At 50.2% G+C, this 18668-nt stretch carries 12 protein-coding genes; 6 read left to right on the top strand and 6 right to left on the bottom strand.

Going from position 1 to position 18668, the window contains the following annotated elements; genetic code table 11:
* Positions 1 to 12 precede the first annotated feature (12 nt).
* From AC3GOJ_RS02275 to AC3GOJ_RS02285, 3 genes are all read right to left on the bottom strand, one after another.
* Entirely contained in the window at positions 13 to 2064 is a 2052-nt protein-coding gene (locus AC3GOJ_RS02275) for a Tle-like phospholipase domain-containing protein (RefSeq protein WP_488235839.1), read from the bottom strand.
* 26 nt (positions 2065 to 2090) lie between these two features.
* Positions 2091 to 3626, bottom strand: a complete 1536-nt coding sequence (locus tag AC3GOJ_RS02280; protein ID WP_488235840.1) for a hypothetical protein — start codon at positions 3624 to 3626, stop codon at positions 2091 to 2093.
* Between the two features lie 188 nt (positions 3627 to 3814).
* Positions 3815 to 6112, bottom strand: coding sequence for a hypothetical protein (locus AC3GOJ_RS02285; protein ID WP_488235841.1), 2298 nt, complete (start codon positions 6110 to 6112; stop codon positions 3815 to 3817).
* A gap of 226 nt (positions 6113 to 6338) precedes the next feature.
* Here AC3GOJ_RS02285 and AC3GOJ_RS02290 point away from each other — a divergent pair, with 226 nt between their 5' ends.
* Both AC3GOJ_RS02290 and AC3GOJ_RS02295 read left to right on the top strand, forming a co-directional pair.
* A complete protein-coding gene (locus tag AC3GOJ_RS02290) occupies positions 6339 to 7607 on the top strand; it encodes a hypothetical protein (protein WP_488235842.1) in 1269 nt (422 codons plus the stop codon).
* A gap of 105 nt (positions 7608 to 7712) precedes the next feature.
* The gene (locus tag AC3GOJ_RS02295) at positions 7713 to 8876 is read left to right on the top strand and encodes a class I SAM-dependent methyltransferase (protein WP_488235843.1); all 1164 of its coding nucleotides are present in this window, start codon (positions 7713 to 7715) and stop codon (positions 8874 to 8876) included.
* A gap of 31 nt (positions 8877 to 8907) precedes the next feature.
* Here AC3GOJ_RS02295 and AC3GOJ_RS02300 read toward each other — a convergent pair whose 3' ends face one another.
* Positions 8908 to 10629: a carboxylesterase/lipase family protein gene (locus AC3GOJ_RS02300; protein WP_488235844.1), complete on the bottom strand. Its 1722-nt coding sequence runs from the start codon at positions 10627 to 10629 to the stop codon at positions 8908 to 8910.
* 82 nt (positions 10630 to 10711) lie between these two features.
* Positions 10712 to 12184 carry a hypothetical protein gene (locus AC3GOJ_RS02305; RefSeq protein ID WP_488235845.1) on the bottom strand — a complete coding sequence of 491 codons (1473 nt, stop codon included), beginning with the start codon at positions 12182 to 12184 and terminating at the stop codon, positions 10712 to 10714.
* Positions 12185 to 12290: 106 nt separating this feature from the next.
* On the opposite strand from AC3GOJ_RS02305, the gene AC3GOJ_RS02310 reads away from it, so the two are divergent.
* On the top strand, positions 12291 to 14345 hold the full coding sequence (locus AC3GOJ_RS02310) for a sensor histidine kinase (protein WP_488235846.1): 2055 nt from the start codon (positions 12291 to 12293) through the stop codon (positions 14343 to 14345).
* On the opposite strand, the gene AC3GOJ_RS02315 is transcribed toward AC3GOJ_RS02310, so the two are convergent.
* Complete coding sequence (locus tag AC3GOJ_RS02315; protein WP_488235847.1) at positions 14321 to 15022, bottom strand: response regulator transcription factor; 702 nt, start codon at positions 15020 to 15022, stop codon at positions 14321 to 14323. The two genes, AC3GOJ_RS02310 and AC3GOJ_RS02315, sit on opposite strands and share 25 nt — an antisense overlap.
* A gap of 116 nt (positions 15023 to 15138) precedes the next feature.
* Here AC3GOJ_RS02315 and AC3GOJ_RS02320 point away from each other — a divergent pair, with 116 nt between their 5' ends.
* The 3 genes from AC3GOJ_RS02320 to AC3GOJ_RS02330 all read left to right on the top strand — a co-directional run bounded on the left by AC3GOJ_RS02320 (position 15139) and on the right by AC3GOJ_RS02330 (position 18646).
* The gene (locus AC3GOJ_RS02320) at positions 15139 to 15861 is read left to right on the top strand and encodes a carbonic anhydrase (protein WP_488235848.1); all 723 of its coding nucleotides are present in this window, start codon (positions 15139 to 15141) and stop codon (positions 15859 to 15861) included.
* Between the two features lie 14 nt (positions 15862 to 15875).
* A complete protein-coding gene (locus AC3GOJ_RS02325) occupies positions 15876 to 16589 on the top strand; it encodes a class I SAM-dependent methyltransferase (RefSeq protein ID WP_488235849.1) in 714 nt (237 codons plus the stop codon).
* 83 nt (positions 16590 to 16672) lie between these two features.
* A complete protein-coding gene (locus tag AC3GOJ_RS02330) occupies positions 16673 to 18646 on the top strand; it encodes a bifunctional metallophosphatase/5'-nucleotidase (RefSeq protein WP_488235850.1) in 1974 nt (657 codons plus the stop codon).
* Positions 18647 to 18668 lie beyond the last annotated feature (22 nt).

The raw sequence follows: 18668 nt of genomic DNA on the forward strand, positions 1-18668 counted from the left end.
GTCTCGTTTTGGTTACACCACCCAGTAACCGCCATCAGCAAGACCCGTCAGGACGACCGGTTGATTCAATCGGCCAAACTCCAGTGCCACCTGTTCTTCACTGTAGCCAGCCTGCATCTTGCCAAACCAATAATCAACAGTGGATGCATCCGGTGTAATCTCGAAGGCATTTGAGTAAAGCAGTGACACGGTGGCTGCATCGGTTGCCTGCTGGACATATTCATCTGAAGCCAGCAAACTATTCGCCACCTGGCCAAGCATGACCTGCCCTGAGTCAAGCGCCCCGCCCCAATACTCGAACTCATCTAGGGTTGGTGTTCGATTGAATACCGTATCATAAAGTCCGTAAAGCTCAATGTGATGATGTGCATCAGTCACCCCGTAAACCAGACTGCCATCAGCAAAAGTCAACGTCTCAATATTACTGAGTGTATCCACCACATTGTTCACCGAGACTGTGAATCCGTTTTCGGTTCGTGCAATGGTGTAATCGGTTTTGTTGCCCGAATACACGACGGTATCGGTGCCTGATAAGCCATTGACGACGTCCACGCAATCGTTGGCGCAAATAATGAAGTCGTCACCGAGGCTGCCGGTGACATTGTTGCTTGTACCAGAGCCAATAATGAAACTACCATCGGTCGACGATAGCCAGGCAGGTGCCAGTATTGGCGTAGCAGTTTCGGCATACTCGGCAAGCACGTAATCCACGTGACGGACATCGTAGGGCAGCTTGTAGCCCTGAGCCAGGCCGTTGATCATGTCCGCCTTGAGGATGAGGGTGTCTGCAATGTCTGTGGCAGTCAGATCGAAAACCACCTGATGGTTTGTCGTATCCAGTTGCACGATACCCTGGGCAAGATTGACGTCTGTTGATTTTTCCATGGCAAGAAAACCGGCAAAACCGCTGACCATGGACGTCAACGCCGTTTTGACGGAGGCCTGATTCAGGCTTTGCAGAATATCGCTTTGGCTGAAGAGCGTGCCGAGCTGGTTGGCATCATCAAACAACGCCTGGATCGCAACCGTACCGTAGGGTGTTTCGCCGCTATCCAGCGCCGTGTACACAATCTGACGCAGCATCTGATCGTTGCTGGTTAAGCCCAGCGATTGGCCGATTTGGTTATCGGCTTGGAGCCAGCCAGAAAGCAAAGGCTCTGCAATGGTCTGCCAAGCCGTATCGTTGTTATCTTTGGCGTACTGCAGCAAAGCTAACAACGCCTGGGAATGTAAATCGGTTGCTCCTAACGAGGTCGCAACCGGATCGAGCTTAGTCTCGCTTCCCTCAAGGCTGACTGCCAAAGCCCAGGGGCCTGCCAGCAAACCCGTGGCCGGCGCTATCGGTAGATACGCGATATGCTGCCCAATCACGGCGGTCGCCACACCGATTTCTAGGGCGGAGCCCAGAGTCAAGGCTGCGGCTCTCACTAACTGCAAGACTTCACCATCAACAGACGTATAGTGCACGTTGTCTGCATCCGGCATCTGCACAAAAAACGACAGCTTCGTGGTGAGGAATGCCGTTAATTCAGCCGGTCCGGTAATGATATTGGCCTGATCAATCTGTTCCTTGATCACCCGGGTCATGCTGGCGGCACCAAAGGGCATGGCGTCGTACACATAGGCCTGACCATTGGAGAGTGCGCCAATATAGCCTGCCAACCCGCCACCGAGTGAATGTCCTGTCGTAATGATGCCCGGATTCGCTTTAAAAACGGATTCGCCTGAAATCTGTTCATAAAATCGGATGGCATCTTCGGATTGCGAGCTAAGCACCCCCGCGCCCTGTACCCATCCGTTCCAGATATCGTTACCCTTGCTGAAAACGTCTGCGTTATCAGTCCCCCGGTATGAAATGATTTTCTGGCCGTTCAAATCATAGGCGATGGCATAGAAGCCATCGGCCTGGGCAGCAGCGCCTCCTGCAGAGCCAATCACTGTGGCATTGCCCAGCCTGGTGCCGATAGCATCTGAGAGGCCCGACAGCTTGGCATTGTAGCCACGGTTATAGGCGTCCATCGCCAGAATGGCGTAGAACAGCTCGTTAGAGATGGGTGCGCTCATAGCCTACACCTTTTCACACAAAGAAATTACTTCGAATACTTCTGCAACAGATAGCCCCGCGTCCAGGTCAGCACGGTATCACCGTTTTCTTTGGTCGGTTGCACACCTGTGAATTTGGCAGAACCATTCGCAAAGAGGCCATTGCTGCCAAACAGGAAGTCATACATATACGTCGCGTTTGGGCAAACATTCTGAGCGAACGTGCTGCTGACAACGGGGCCGGTACAGTAGTTCAGCAGCTTGGTCTTAAACTCGGCCGCTACAAAACCGGTTGTTGGCGCATATTTCAGATCATTCGCGGAATAATAGAAGTTATCCAGACCGACGAAAGGTGCCGTACTTTGCTGAACGGCTGATTTAAAGGAAGCAACCGTTGCCGTTTGCCCTTCCTCATAGGTACCATACTTGTTGCGCGGCAACGAGATAACCTGGCCAATAATCGTGTTGAACTTAGCCGAGCAACCCGCAAAGTCATAACCCGCCACCTGGCTTAGATTCAACTGGCTGGCCGACAATGTGGTCCATGGTGTACCGGTAAATGTGTTGCTCGGGAATGGATACGTTCCGGCCACTTGGGTGCTTGGATTTGGATACAGCTGCACACCGCTGCCTTCTTTGGTATTCGTTGCCGTGGCTGTACTGGCGTAGCAGTTCGCGCCACCATTCTGCTGGTTGAAGTTGTAGGCCTTCATGTACTTACGGGCATCATCTCCTCCCAAACCGAGGAAAGTTTTGCTGTACACATTGAAGCTGCGGCCATTAATCGATACCCGATAGACATTATTGGCATCACTCGGAAATTGATTAACAGGGAAGGCGATCTGCATCGATGAGCCACCCACCTCAAAATCACCTACTGGCGGCAAGGCAATACCTGTCTTGGTCGGGTTGCCACCAAAGATGTTGTAGTAATAGTCGTTCAGGTTGATCCAGGTCCAGAGACCTTCTTCGCTATTGCCATTAATGGTCTTGAATTGACCAGCGTCGTAGCCCCAATTGGCCACATAACCCTTCATCTGGCCGTAGTATTGCTCAATAGCAGCTGTAGAGTGGTTGCCCCCGTTACGGGTATCTTCTGTGCGCATACCGGCGGTGGCGAAGAGATCGACCTTAACCTGTGCCTTGGTCAGATTAAGACCCGGATTTTTTGTATTCAGCGTGGCAATTTCTTTGTCCAACTGGGTTAGCAAAGGCTGAAGCACACAGGGCTCCACATCCTGCTGCCCCAGATTGCTGGTGCCCGGACACCCTGGTGGCAGGGTGTCATTCTTCAGTTTGATCGAGCCGTTACCATTCAGGAAATCGTTGATGCCGTCGTCATTGACGACCCCGTCCATGTCATCATCAATCGTCACAATTTTAGTGATTGCCGGATAGCCACCGCTGCTGGGGATGACCTTGTAGAAGGACAAACGCGTGCCACTACTCCCCGCATCAAAAACCCCGGTGTAAACCGGCTGGCCGGTGGCGGTGGATGAGCTACCGTTACCACAGGCTACAAGCACCGACGCAGCAACGACGGCAATAAATGCATTCATTGGTTTTGAGACATGAGAAAACATAGTAATCCTCTTCAATCGGACCGATTTGCGACAACATACGTCATTGCAAGACATTTATTTCAAGTGATGCTAGTAGTCTAAAGCAGATTCAGGCACAGAAACCGACAAATACTGACATCCTTCAAACGAGAGAGCCAAGCTTGTTGGGCTTGGCTCTCAAGGTTCTCGATAAAGTCGCTTAATAAGAACTATTGATTCACAGGGGCGAGTCTTAAAATTCTTTCATTTATATACGTTTTCTTACCGGTATCTCGCAAATCAAGGGTTTGCCTTAGTTCACTTGTTCCATCGTGGAAAATTAACCACTGACCCGTACCCGGATCCACCCGGCAGGGCGAAGCAACGCATGTCAGGCTTGCTTCTGTATACCAGTCTGCCCGTTCACGAGAGATTGTTTTTAAATACATCTTGGCAACCAGGTGGTACAACGGCTTTTTATTTTGGTCTTTTGAAAGGGAGGGAATAAGAACCCAATATGGAGTACTCGTAATCTCCTCATACCACAATCCAGGAGATTCTTTATAAAAATAACGACTGCCTGGATTGATGACTCCAGTGCCCCCTGCACCGACCTCTAAAAGTGATGGGGCCTCAATAAGAGAGCTACCATAACCATCAATATCTTCCTTGCTGATATTGGCATCAGAATTATAGAGTGGGTTACCCGTACTTACATAATGATAAGCGACCGGCACACCGAGCACATTGGCTACGTCATTCGCATTTACATTGCTGCCATTGGCATTTTGACCGTTGTAATAGTAACGGGCGACAATCCGATTTGATGAACTCCCAACCTTACAATTGGTCACGATGTAGTTATTTTTTGTGTTTGTGTTGGGCTGATACCAGCCAATGATAGACGGACCATTGGCCCGGTCCTTGCCATCTTGCATACATTGGCGGCTCACCAGAGAGCTAATCAACTGTGCGTTTAAGCCTGAGAAGGCATTGAAGTACCCGAGTTCACCGATAATGGATTTATAATTGTTGACCATAAGAGTTTGCTGCTTATTGAACTCATTCCTGATTCTCACGTAAGCATCGGCATAAGATGGTATTTCGCTAGGCAGCAGATAGGTATCTGCAGCTTGTTTGTTGTAAGTATTCAGGACAGCATAGACATCCTTGGCAATAGGAAGCAGAATTCCCTGCGCTGCAACCAGTCTCCCGGAATTGGCCTGAATAATGTTGTTGCATTGCTGTCGGGTGATCACAAAATTTTCATTGCTAGACGTTGGCTGTTTATCACATCGGGCTATTAGAGCATCCACGTAAGTTTGGAATGTTGCATTTCCAGTCGTATTGAGAATCAGCGGGAATAAATTTTTTGTATCTCGATTCTTATAAGCCGCACCCAGAAGTTTATCCAGTGCAGAGCCTCCATCTTTGATAGCAGCATCCCATCCGCCCACCTGAGCAAAGTATGCTTGGAGACTATTAGCTTTCTTCCTTAACAGAAAATCATTGTATTGAGCGTTCAAGTCTTGTAGTTCTTTAACTACTGATTGAATCTCGGCAGTTTTGTCATTTGCCTCTTTTTTAGATAAGAAACTCCCGATTGCGCTCACATTACTATCCACAACATTGACGCTGTTCTGCAGATCATTCAGCTGGCCTATGATCTTATCGAGCTTGGCATCGGTGTCGTCACAATAGCTGTTACCGATCGCCGCGGCACCTGATACGGCATCGCCCACAACAGGAATAATTGACGCAAGATTTTCGGTAAAGTTAAGAAATGTTGACAGCCCTGTTCCACAGCTTGCTTCTTGTGCAAAGGCGTAACTGATCAAGCCAGACTCGCTCGGTTTAAATTGCGCAATAACGCGTTGATACAGATTGGCATACTGAGCGCCTGGTTTAGGCAGCTCATCGCTCTGGGCAACATCCCATTTCAGCAAACGCTGCTCAAATGCACTTAAAAAGTCGGCCTCTGAACCAACACCTTTAATGAGCTGGCTGGTGTAATAATCGCCGACTTCCTCATAGGGATCTAAGGTGCCATCGGGGCTATCATAATTGGTGAAGAAATTCTGTACCCGGTCATTGACCTCAGTCCAGCTCAGGTTATCACTCGCCTTTAGATCACGGGCAAGACGTGAGACGAGATAAAACCCTGTGGACATGGCGCTTGGATACAGGCTGATGTAAGTGCCAGGCACATCAGCTAAGACAACCGCACGAACCAACTTACCCGCGGGGTCTTTGAACAGCAGGGTAACAGACTCGTTAATATCCTGATTCAAATTCAGGTAGCAATTCGTATCAGTCTTCACGCACTTGAACTGGCCATCGTAAAAAACTGTTCCGTTGGCAGATTGAACAACCAGACTGGCATAGTCAAAAGGACTGTCGTTGCCAATTTTCATGACCGTTTTGGCCTCACTGGAGGGCTGGCTGTTATTGGAACTGCCCCCGCCGCCGCAAGCGGTGAGATAGATGGCTGATGCCATCACGACACTCAGTTGGATAAGTTTTTTCATGTCAGACTCCTTGATGCTTCTGTGACAATTCTGCTAATAGGTTAAGAATCTACCGTATTTTGTCTAACAAAACCCTGACGAATACTGACACTCTGGCTCCAGGGGGAAGGCAATGCTTATACTGCTGTAATAATTCCTTCAATAAATCGTTCCATCCCATTTCATGCTGGAACCAACGCACTTGCGAGCAAGGGCAGATATCTCCTTACAGCCACTTAGGTGAAACATGGCACACGAAAAATTTATTCTGGCCAGTGCGGCCGTAATTGCATTGACCGCATGCGGCAATGGTAGCGATAGCTCTCAGTCGAACAACAACGTTAATCTCACTGGCGGAATGCGCCTTTCGGGCACACCGGGAATAGCAGGATCGAATGCCAATATGCCTGGTGGCGTTGGGGGGAATGGCGGCGCTGGTTCAGCTTTGTATGACTTAGCAGCATCGGGCGTTAACCAATTAACGATTAGCTCTACCGGGTCGAGCCCGAATGCCCTCATGGGCGGGTCGGGGGGCAATGGTGGCGCGGGTGGGCCCTCAGGCGGCAACGGCGGTTTAGGCGGCAATGGTGGCAATGGTGGCAATGGTGGCAATGGTGGCAATGGTGGCAATGGTGCCGTTGCCATGATTAACAACCCCGGCCTGAATGTCACCATCACGGGTGATCAGAACTTGACGATTGCTTGTGGTAATGGAGGGAACGGCGGTAACGGTGGAAACGGCATAAGCGCAGGTAATGGCGGAAACGGGGGCAATGGTGGCGTCGGAAGCATCATAGGCTTAGGCGGGAATGCAGGAAATACGATCGGTGGTACGGGTAATGCAGGCGCAGGCAATGGGGGCAATGCGGGTGTAGGGGGTAATGGCGGCTTAGGGGGTAATGGCGGTAATGGCAGCATTGTCAGTTTTGGCGGCAATGGGGGCGCGGGCAGTACCAATACATCAAACACATTGCCATGCATGACGGGTTTCAGTGCCGCAGTGATTGTTGATGCAAACTCGTTTAGCGGACAACTCAATGTTTCCGGCTCCAAAGATGCCGACAAGATTATTGGTGGCAAAAACGATGACCAGATCCTCACGTCTGGCGGCCTGGATCACCTGTACGGCGGCCTGGGCCATAATACTTTTGTTATCGGCGGTGCTGCGCCGACCAACTCACTGAATCAGATTGTCATCCACGATTGGAAAACCGGGGACACCTTGAAGATTGTCTCTCAAGTGGGGTTAAGCGGAGGCCTTCTTAATGGCACCGCTTCTATAAATGAGGCACCAGTCGATGTGAGCGGTGCAACGACGCTTGCACAGGCACTTGATTTAGCCGCTCAAAATCCGGCAGCCGGCGTTAATTCGGTGATTAGTTGGTTTAACTTCGAGGGCAATACCTACGTTGTGGTTGATAACTCAAATGCCACCAACCTACAACCCAACGATGGGGTCATTAAGCTCATTGGCCTGCATAAGTTACCTCCGAGTGGCTATGCTGTTTGCTGTTAAACGTGCAAGCTGTTCAAAGCATTGGCTTCGCCACCTATGCCACTTGTGCCATCTTCCGTAGAGAACCAATACAAAACCTGGGCCTACCCGTTGCCGATTGCTGACATGGCTGATGCCATAGCAACCGGTGCTTATTGGGAAATTGGTGACCCCATGCTGTATTGGCCGCTCTTTCGCCCGAATCGAAGAGGCGTTGATGGGCTGCGCATTCTAGTAGCCGGTTGTGGCACGGTTCAGGCGGCCTATTACGCACTCAAAAACCCGACGTGGTCTGTTGTGGGCATTGATTTTTCAGACACGAGCCTGGCGCATCAATTAACCCTGAAAGAGCGTCATCAGCTTGATAACCTGACACTGCATAAGCTGGATATCGAAAACGTCGCTTTGCTCGGGAAAGAGTTTGACTTCATTACCTGCACTGGCGTGTTGCATCACTTGCCAAATCCCGAAGCGGGATTACGCGCACTAAGAAGCGTGCTCGCTCCCAATGGGGTTATAAACCTCATGGTTTATGGGTCTTCGTTACGACTAGGCGTCTACCTGTTGCAAGAGGTCTTCCGTGAACTAGCGTTCAAACAAACCGCTCCGGATGTGGACATTGTAAGGTCGGTCATACAAACGCTGCCCGAAGATCACGTTGCACAGAAGTACATCAAAGCGGTTAATGACCTGAGCTATGACTCGGGTTTGGTTGATACTTTTTTACATCCGCAGGATGTGGCGTATGACGTCAAAGGCATTTACGAACTCACCAGAAACTGTGGCTTAGAATTTATCTCATGGTGTGATCCGATTAATTACAGCTTGGAACAACACATCCCAGCAGAACACCCCCTCTGGGCCAAGTTCAACGGTCTCAGCGCTGAATCTGCAGCACATATCTGCGATCTACTTTTACAACGTCAGGGGACGCACCGATGGCTGGTGGGGCACCCCGAGTACGTGGAATCGATCAACATCAATTTTGACGGTAACGATTTCCTCGATTTCAGCATCATTCCCCATAGAAACCTTGTTCTGAATAGAGCGAGCGACCTTACCACGTCGAAGCCTGCAGCATGCTCCCGAGATGGTTATCACTTTGAAATTAGCGCTGGCCTTGCTCAAATCATGTCATTGCTGAATGGCGAGAATTGCCTTTCGACGGTGCTTGATGAAATGCGGGATGAACCGCTGATCAAAGACATAAGCCTTGAGGCACTCAAGAATGAAATCCAATCTTTATGGGCAAGAGGCCATGTTTATGTTCTCCTGCCCAACAAGCCTTGAGTTGTTTGATGCGTTAGGCATCTTGATGCCGCTAGAGACTACCTGGATATAGGCCTTTCCAGAAACTGCTACAGCGGTGCGCTTCATCTGCATTGAATAAACCCACCTGGTTTGGAATCAGCTTCATGACCGAAGATCCACCGGAATAGGTTGGCCAATTCGTCACGCCTGTCATAGAAGGCTTTCCCGTGGTCGCAAAACGTGTCCATGCATCGACAATCTTAAGCGATAACGCCTCTGAGGCATCCGGCAAAGACTGCGCATTCATCTTGCTATTGTTGGAATAGTTCGGGAATACGTAGTTCAGTATTGACGAATGCACAGGTCCCAACGGAAAAGGTGGGTAAGGCTCTGTAATGCCCACCCCATTGACCAGTGCATCCGGGTCAGCAAACTCGTAGACATACAAAGGGCTGGCTCCGGGGTACTGACGAATGCTGTTGTAGGTGTGCAAATACAAGCAGCCAGAAAAGCCTATCAACGGATTATGATCCGATAGCGCTTGACTCAATATTTCAGCAGATTGGTTGTCCGTTGCTTTTGACCAACCTACCGTGGGTTCGTATTGCCCTGAAACCACCGTCGAATTATTCCCGTAGAAAAACGGCAACCAAAAACGCTCTACGCTCGAAGCATTGATGGGCGGCGCGTTGGGGTTAGCCTGGTTCGCCTGCCAAAAGTACCCGACATAGAGGCCCAGCTCATTTTTAGCACCACCAATCAGCAAAGGGACGTTTCTCAAATGTTGCGTGTCCAACGCCTCCTTGAAGGAACGTGGCATCGTCACATTAGGCACGCTCTTTGTGCCATACACCGTAAAGAACGGATTAGCGAGCCTAGGATTGGTGGCATTATCTGCCGTGAATTTACCTTGAGTCTGCAGAATCTCTTCAACAGACTTATTTCGCAGACATTGCAATAGGGCTTCACCACTGCCTGAGCAATTGAGGTACTTGCTGTCACTTTCAACAGGTCCGCTGACCTCGGTGAAAATGTCATCCATGCTCTTCATCGGCGCGAGACAGCCAAAGCTCATGACGATCGCTTTGTGGAAAAGTGCATCAGTGGCTTCAGGCGCGGTCAGGTGTGCGCAGATGGATGCAGCACCAGCAGATTCACCCGCCAAAGTCACATTGCTAGCATCACCGCCGAATGCGGCGATATTGCGTTGGACCCAACGCATGGCCAAGCGCTGATCTTCTAATCCGAAGTTGCCATTAACCAATTGTCCTTTGAGTGGCGTCAGCGGCATAAAACCGAGAATGCCGATTCTATAGTTGGGAGAAACAACGATCACCCGGCCCTGATTGGCTAGTTTGTCCAGACGATAGAGGTTGGAAGAACCGCCAACGTAGGCGCCGCCATGAATCCAGAAAATAACGGGTAAGCGCTCACCCGGCTTGATATCTGCAGGAACCGTCACATTGATGCTCAGACAGTCTTCTGTGGTGCTGCTGTCGGTCAAACCCGAATAACGAGATTGCTGCGGGCAGGCCGAACCAAAGTTTGTGGCATCCAGGGTGCCGCTCCAGGCCGCTTTAGAAACCGGCAGAGCCCAGCGCAAATGACCGACGGGCGCTTCCGCATAGGGGATACCGCGATATTCAATCACCCCATTGCGTACGGCACCTTGCACTTTACCGGTATCTGTCTGCGCAGTTGGTGGTGACGCGCTATCCGTATTACCGCCCCCACAAGACACTAGGCAGGTAATCAATGCCGCCGCGATGATTAACTGGATGAGTTTTTTCATGTCAAATACTCCTGATGCCGAATCGGATAACCCTGTTGAAGCCACTTCTTAACCAATGGTAGAAGTAGCCTTCAATCTAAAACTACGGCTGTAATTGCAGCGACGCGCCTTTATCACCCGTACATGTAAAGGTGTACTCATTACGAACCGTGGTGAAGTTTTTAGCAGACACCTGCATCGTCACGTCCATTCCTGGGATCGGGGCATTGGGTGTTCCGTTGTTATAAATACTGCCCGCCACTGCATTGGCATTAACTTCATAGCCTCCGATAGCGCTCCAACCGGCCTCTATCCTTGGTATCTTCATGCTGATATCCGGAATCCATTGACCAGGCTGCGAATCGTTTTTAGCGCCATACCGGCAAGAGAGGTAGGCATCGACACGATAGTTTTCCCACATTTTAAATGCGTAGGTTTCACCCACAAAAGATACTTTCTTGGAATTAGAAAGGGTCGATCCATAGTAATTCATGGCGTTCGCGTCGTTTTTGGAAAGAATATAGTTTTGAGCTAGGTTATTTTTAACCTCAGCTGATCCGGCACTGTTTTCAACGATGCTCCAAATAACTTTGGCCATATTAAAATACTGGCTGAATACATCAAAGGTTTTTTGAGCATTCTCATTAAATGTTTGCCAGGAGTCGCCCGCTGCCGCAACCACTCTGTTCGGTTCAACAGCCGCGGTTACCTGTGGGCGCAGATCCTTCTTCAACCAGGCAGCCATGAGTTTTAATTGGTTTTTAGCGGCGGCCAACACTTTTGGCTGGGTGGCCGTTTCCATGTAGTACTTTAAAAACGGGGTCAGCGTCAGCGATGATTGTTCGTAGAGCGAATAGAATTCTGTAATACCCTTGTCTCGATCTGACACACGCTTCAAAAACTGATCCCACGTGTAACCATTATCGATGAGCGCCTGTTGAAAGGTTGATGGTTTCACACCAATGTTTATGAAGAATATGACGACTTCGCCATCAATATTTTTCTGGTTTGGCCAATAATCCGAAACTTTGTCCATCAGGACGATGTAGTCCCTCATGCTTAAGCCCGAGGTTTGAACTTGCCCGCATACCTCGTCCACCGTCATATCCAGATCGTTGAGCCTTGCAGCAATCTCATCACGACCCCAGGTAGGGTGGAATGTTTTAACGGTTGCAAAGAGATCCTTGTAGCAGGACTTGAGATCCGGCAAAGGCATCGCTGCCGCAAGCGCGGGCACCCCTTTGTCAGCATACCTGGCACGCAATAGCGCAGATGACGAGTCGGTCTGACTCTCTAAGAGTAGGACGTGCGGTAACCGCTTTTCATCAGCCTCGGTGGCCAGGGGGGTATCTGAAAGCGTACCCACCTCATCGCTTACGCTATACACCTTATACGTTGCTTTGCTTACTTCAACGTCATCCACCAGAATTTTGTTGACCACGGGTTGACCGGCTTCAGCTACCTGGGCCGCAGGTGCGCTGGTTGAATTATTGCTACCGCCCCCGCAGGCTGCCAGTGTTGCCGTTGCAAGCAACGTTGATAATTTAGCGTAAACGTTCGGCGGATTTATACGCATGACAGACTCCATTGAGATCCAATTGATCAAAATCCTACGTGAATTAGATACGCAAGACCCTGACGAATACTGACATCCTGTAAGCTTGGTGCCAGTAGCATTTAAAGTGCTGAATACGCTTTTGCTGCCCAAACCCATGCTGAAAAGAATCTGTTTCCTAGTCTTGTTGCTTTTGCTGCCCTTTGGCCTTGTGCAGGGTTTGGCAGCGGCGGGCCAATCACAGGCCGCCGAAATTAGCCTCAACCCAGAACTCCAGTACTGGATAGACCACGAGGGCACGGCAACGCTGGCATCGGTGTCAACGGCGTCAGCAGGTAAGGCTTTTCAAGCCGCATCCCCGAATACCGAGGTGTTGAATCTCGGGTTTATCCAGTCCCCAGTCTGGGTTCGCCTGACACTTGATCGTAAAGCAGATGCTTCGCCAGACTGGATTGTGGAAATACCCTATCTGGGTATTAATCATGCAGATTTATACCTACCGGATGGCGCCGTATTGCATAGCGGTAGCCTGGTACCCATTGCTGAGAGACCCGTTTTCTCCCGCTTTTATGCGTTTCCAGTCACTTTAGGCCCCGAGCCCGCGAATTATTATCTGCGCGTTCAATCTGCGTACCCGATCAGTCTGCCCGTGCGTTTGCTAGAAAAAAGCCGCTTTTCGGAACTCGAATCTCGGGAAAACCTGCTGCAGTTCTTCTATTTTGGCGGTTTGCTGAGCTTACTGATCTACAACTTTATGTTGTTTATTGTGATCCGTGATGACAAGTATCTGATTTACAGCTTTTTTACCCTGTTTACGGGTCTGGGCATCTTTGCCGGCAATGGTTATGCCAGTATTTATCTCTGGCCGGACTCGCCTACCTGGGATGCCTTGTCCCAATCCGTTTTATTGAGCATTGCCAGCGGTTTGGCCGTATTGTTTTCAACGCGCTTTCTTCGTACGCGACGCTATCTACCCAAAACACACCGTTTTTTACAAACGATGATGTGGCTTTATGCAGGAATTGCGGTCTTGCTTGCTGCAAGCCTGTGGAGGCCTTTCCCACTGGAATCGGTTTTTCAGGGACTTTTCCTGCTGACGCTCATCACACCGGTCATCGTTCTGGCCGCAGGAATACGCAATATCCGTTACCACATCCAGAGCTCACGGTATTTTCTTGCAGCATGGGGTGTGCTGTGCGTGGGCGTTTTTGTGTCTGCGGCCCGAATTTTTGGCCTGCTGCCCAGCAATGGCTTCACGTTATACGCGCTTCAAATCAGTTCCGGTTTGGAGATGCTGCTTTTTTCTCTGGCTTTGGCATACCGGTTTCAGCGCGAACGCGCTCAACGCGAGCAGGCTCAAAACGCCCTGATTGCTGCACAGGAAGAGACACTTCATGCGCTCCAGGTTTCAGAAGAGCGGCTGGAGAAGGCGGTAGATCGCCGGACGCAGAAACTGCAGAAGTTGCTTTTGAGTGAGCAACACATGCGCAGCCAGTACACCCGGTTTTGCGCGATGATTGCTCATGAGTTCCGCAATCCTCTGAACGTGATTCAGGCACAGGCCACTATGCTGGATAAGGACTCACGCCCTACCCCTGAAAAGAATCACGAACGAATTGAGGTCATCCGGGGCGGCATTGGTCGCTTGGTGACACTGTTCGATCAGTGGCTTGCCAATGATCGGCTGAATATGTCGATAGATCAGCTCCAACTGACTCAGTTCGATCTACAGCCCTGGCTTGAAGAAATTGTGGATGGTTGCCGGACTTACTACAACCAGCATCAATTCATACTGCAATCATCCGCCCCCAATCCAACTGTTTTGGCAGATAAACACCTACTAGAAATCGCGCTGCTCAATCTGGTGGATAACGCATGCAAGTACAGCGCATCGGGCAGTGCTGTAACGATTCGGCTACAGAGCGACAACGATGATTTGGGCATTTCGGTCACTGACCAGGGGCGCGGTATTGATCAGCAGCAAATTCGCCAGATCCTAGAACCCTATGTGCGTGCCGCTCAGGAACAACCAGCGCCTGATGGTATTGGCCTAGGCCTGGCCTTTGTCGATAAGATCATGGCATTACACAATGGCCGGATTGATATTGACAGCACCTTAGGGAAAGGTAGCACCATCACGCTCTGGCTGCCTGCGTCTCATGACACTCTGGGTCGATCATGAAGATTTAACAGTGCATTGAAAGCGTACTTGCCTCCGTAGATTGTTTCTAGGGGAAATTTCTCAAAACCATGCTCTTCCAGTTTTTTACGCAGACGGGACAAGGTGGATTCAAGGCGCCGGAAATCAAATACCGCCGGAATAAACCCCATAGCCTCTACCAGGACATCACGGTGAACCGATTCACCGGGAATACCCGCAAACTTTGTCATCAAAAGCGCCTCTCGATGGGTCAGTTTGGCGATTCGACCCGTGGGCGATATTAGTGACCAGCTACTGGTATCGAGCGACCACGCCCCATTCTGGGTCAGGTGTTGATGATGTTTTCGCGACAGGCGTTGAACCAGTGCCAATATCTCTTCGATATCGACCGGTTTGACCAGATAGTGATCCACATCGGCATTTAGACCGCGAATGCGCTCCGACGCTGCGCCAAGACCTGTGAGTATCACGACTGGCATGTCGGAAATCTGGCGAATTTCGGGTAACAGCGTTAACCCATCACCATCGGGCAAGGTCCGATCCAGAATGAGCAAATCAGTGGCGCGAATGTTGGCAAAACGTCGAAATTCAGACAAAGTCGCAAGCACCGACACCTGAAAACCTGCAAAAGAGAGAATCTCACTCAGGGGCTGGCTGAACCCTGGCTCGTCTTCGACAATTAATATGGTGTAAGTCATTTCATTAAATTACCAGCAATAAGGCGCAAGCGCTTGGTTTTGTCAGTATTTGTCAGTTTTAGAACCGCAATACCCGTTTAAAATCAGACATTAAAGCTTTGTTAAGGAAATTCGTCATGTGCCAGGTATGTGAAGAAAAAGCTTCGCCCAATCTAAGCCGTCGCAAATTGATAACGACGTTGGCTGCTTCGGCTGGCTTGCTTGCTGCGGGTATACCTGCATTTGCGGCGTCACCCCCCAAACCCGAAAATGTGATTTCTCCAGATGAGGCCCTGAAAAGGTTAATCGCCGGCAATCAACGCTACGTCAGCAACCAACCCTTACCCGCGGATTTTGCGGCAACTCGGGCGGCACTGGCCGGCGGCCAAAACCCGTATGCCAGCCTTTTGAGTTGCGCCGATTCGCGCATCAGCCCGGAATTATGCTTCGATGCCGAACGGGGGGATCTGTTCGTAACGCGGGTTGCCGGCAACTTTGTGACGCCAGAAATTCTGGCGAGCCTGGAATATGGTGCGGCCGTGCTCAAATCCCCGCTGATTATGGTGTTAGGTCATACGAGCTGCGGCGCAATTAATGCGGCCATTAAGGCTGTCAAAAACGATGAAGATTTTCCTGGTCATATCCAGCAACTCACCTCCAACCTGGCCCCTGCAGTCGATACTGCAATGAAGAAAGATCCTAATAACCTTGAAAACGCGGCCGTTCGTGAAAACGTTCGTTTGAACGTCACTAAGTTACAGAATTCCACCCCGATTCTTCGGCGGCTCGTGCAAAATCATAGCCTCCGCGTGGTCGGCGGCGTTTACGACCTGAAAACAGGGCAAGTAGCCTTGGTTTAAGCCAGAAGACAACGATGAAAAATCAAACGCCTGATCACAGCGCCGTCGAGGTATTTCTGAAGTCCTGGGAGGTCTACCAGGACATTATTCGTCATAACTACATGTTTCATCATGAAATCGCTGCGGCTGTCCGCAGTGAACTTGCAGAATCGCAATCCCAGCAGGGGCTCAGGGTATTGGATCTGGGTTGTGGTGATGGCAGCATGACGCTCAGTCTACTGCCACCCGCTCGTATTCTGTCGTATCTTGGCTCTGATCTCAGCAAACCCGCTCTGGATCTCGCTCACAAACATGCAAACCAACTGGGGATCAACGCAAAATTTGTTTGCGACGATATGATCAAAGTTGTTGAAGAGATCCCCGCAAACAGTATCGACCTGGTGTTCAGCAGCTATGCCATTCATCATCTGAACGCCCAGAAAAAACAGCAAATACTTGAGGGCGTTGCGAATCTGCTGACTGTAAATGGTCAATTCGTATTGATCGATATCTTTCGCGAACCCTCGGAAGACCGCGCAGCCTACATTCGCAATTACATGTCACATCTCCGGCAAACTTGGAAAAATCTGAGTGCCGAAGCACAAGCATTGGTGATCAACCACGCGAGTGAATTTGATTTTCCTGAACATCCTGACTTTTACCAAGTTGAATGCGAAAGGCAAAGGCTACCGAACTCTAAGCGGTTAGCCAAACATACCTGGCACGAAGCCTGGATATTTACCCGCTGACTGACACAAAAATGTCGGAATTTGTCGAAACATCGGGCAAGGCATTACGCGATAATTTAGCCATCCCCCTTCGGAAGCATCTCATGTTTAAAACACCAAAAATCAATCGCTTGCTGGCTGGTGCCTTGATAACTTTGTCGCTGGCGTCCTGCTCCGGCGGTAGCTCTAACCAGCAAACAGACCAACAGGCTGTTAATGTCAAGCTGATTGCTGTGAATGATTTTCATGGCCGACTCAAAACCGACATCAATGATAGCGGTGCCAAGGTGAAGGTGTATGACCCTTCGACAGGGCAAGTGTCGAGTGTTTACGCTGGCGGTGCCGCATTTCTGGCAACACTGGTTAAACAACTGCGCAGCACATCCGAGTTTTCAATGGTGGTCGCTGCTGGCGATATTATTGGTGCCTCTCAGCCGATTGCCGGTCTGACTTCGGAAGAAGCCGCGATCGATGTCATGAGTCAGATTGGTCTGGAAGTCACTTCTGTCGGCAACCACGAGTTCGACAAAGGTAAGGACGAGCTGATCCGTATGCAGAACGGCGGCTGCAAACCGGCCAGCCTGGGTGGTAAGGAAGGCGTCAACACCTGTATCGCGAACAGCCAATCTCGTGCAGACGGGAAGTTTTCGGGTGCCAAATTTAAATATCTGGCAGCCAATGTGACAGATACCGCCACGCAACAGCCCATTTTGCCAGCGACGTATACCAAGAAGTTGGGGAACGTCACGATTGGTTATGTGGGGCTGACTTTAAAAGATACCCCGCATTCCACGAGCGGCGCCAAAGGCCTCAGCTTTGTTGACGAAATCCCGGTGATTAATCAGAAGGCCGAAGAATTGAAGCGCAATGGTGCCGATGCGGTTGTCGTTTTAATTCACCAGGGCGGCAAATACAACCAGGCTAATTATATTGACTACCAGCCTCAGGAGGTGATCAACCAATGCGGCAGAGGCACTGCCGGATACAACGGTTTTGAAAATGTAGGCCCTATTGTTGAAGGACTCAAAAATGTGGACGTGGTCATTAGCGGCCACACACACGAAGAATATGTCTGCCCGAACTTCCGTGGCACGGGGATCCTGCTGACCTCTGCAGGTCTTTACGGTCGTCTTGTGACAGATATCAATCTAAAGATCGTTCCGGGTAAAGGCGTGACTGAGAAATCGGCAACAACGGTCCCTGTCATCAATGATATTAACGACCTCAAAAAAGTGACTTTGCCCAAAGGCTATCAAGTGCTTGCCGGTGACGCCGACACGCAAAAAATTATTGATGCCTACGACAACGCCACTAAAAATCTACTTCAGGCCACGCAAGGCTATACCCAGGAAAAGATCAGCAATTGTGGCCGTAAGCTGGCCAGCTGGGAGGCCCCGCTAGGCAACATCATTGCCGATGCATTCCTGGATAGTTACAACGATGCCAACCCCGATGCACCCGCCGATGTGGCATTTACCAATGTTGGCGGCCTACGAGATACGATTCAGTACGTTGCGCCGGATGGCAAAGTGACCTATGAATCCCTCTACGCGGTTCAGCCTTTTGGCAATGAACTCGTTTACAAGCTAATGACCGGTGCCGAGCTGGTGCGCCTGCTGGAGCAACAGTGGGAGTCAACCAACTGTAACGATGCAAAACGCATTACGCTGCCAACAGGCGAAATCTGTGGTCGGTTGCTACAACCCAGTCGCAGCATTACCTATACCTGGGACTACACAAAAGGCCAGGGCCAACCGGATGGTACAGGGGCATTGTTAGTCCCTGGTAGTGTCAAAATCAATGGCGTTGCTATCGACAATGCTAAAACCTATCGCGTGATCACCAGCAAGTTCCTTGTGGACGGTGGTGACGCGTTCAGCCAGTTTAAAGCCGGGGCCGACTACGTTAACTGGGGCGGTGATGACTTCACCGCCATTCAAAGTCTTTTCCAGAAGACCCTGAAACCGGGTATTGCACCGATTTCAAAACCCAGCCCACGTGTCACATGCCAGGGTTGCCCTGCCGGCATAGACGCTTTTATGTATGACCCGAATAACGGCGTCTGTGTGAATAATTAAAGACATGTCTCGGAGAATATAC

This window comes from Fluviibacter sp. (assembly GCF_057744235.1).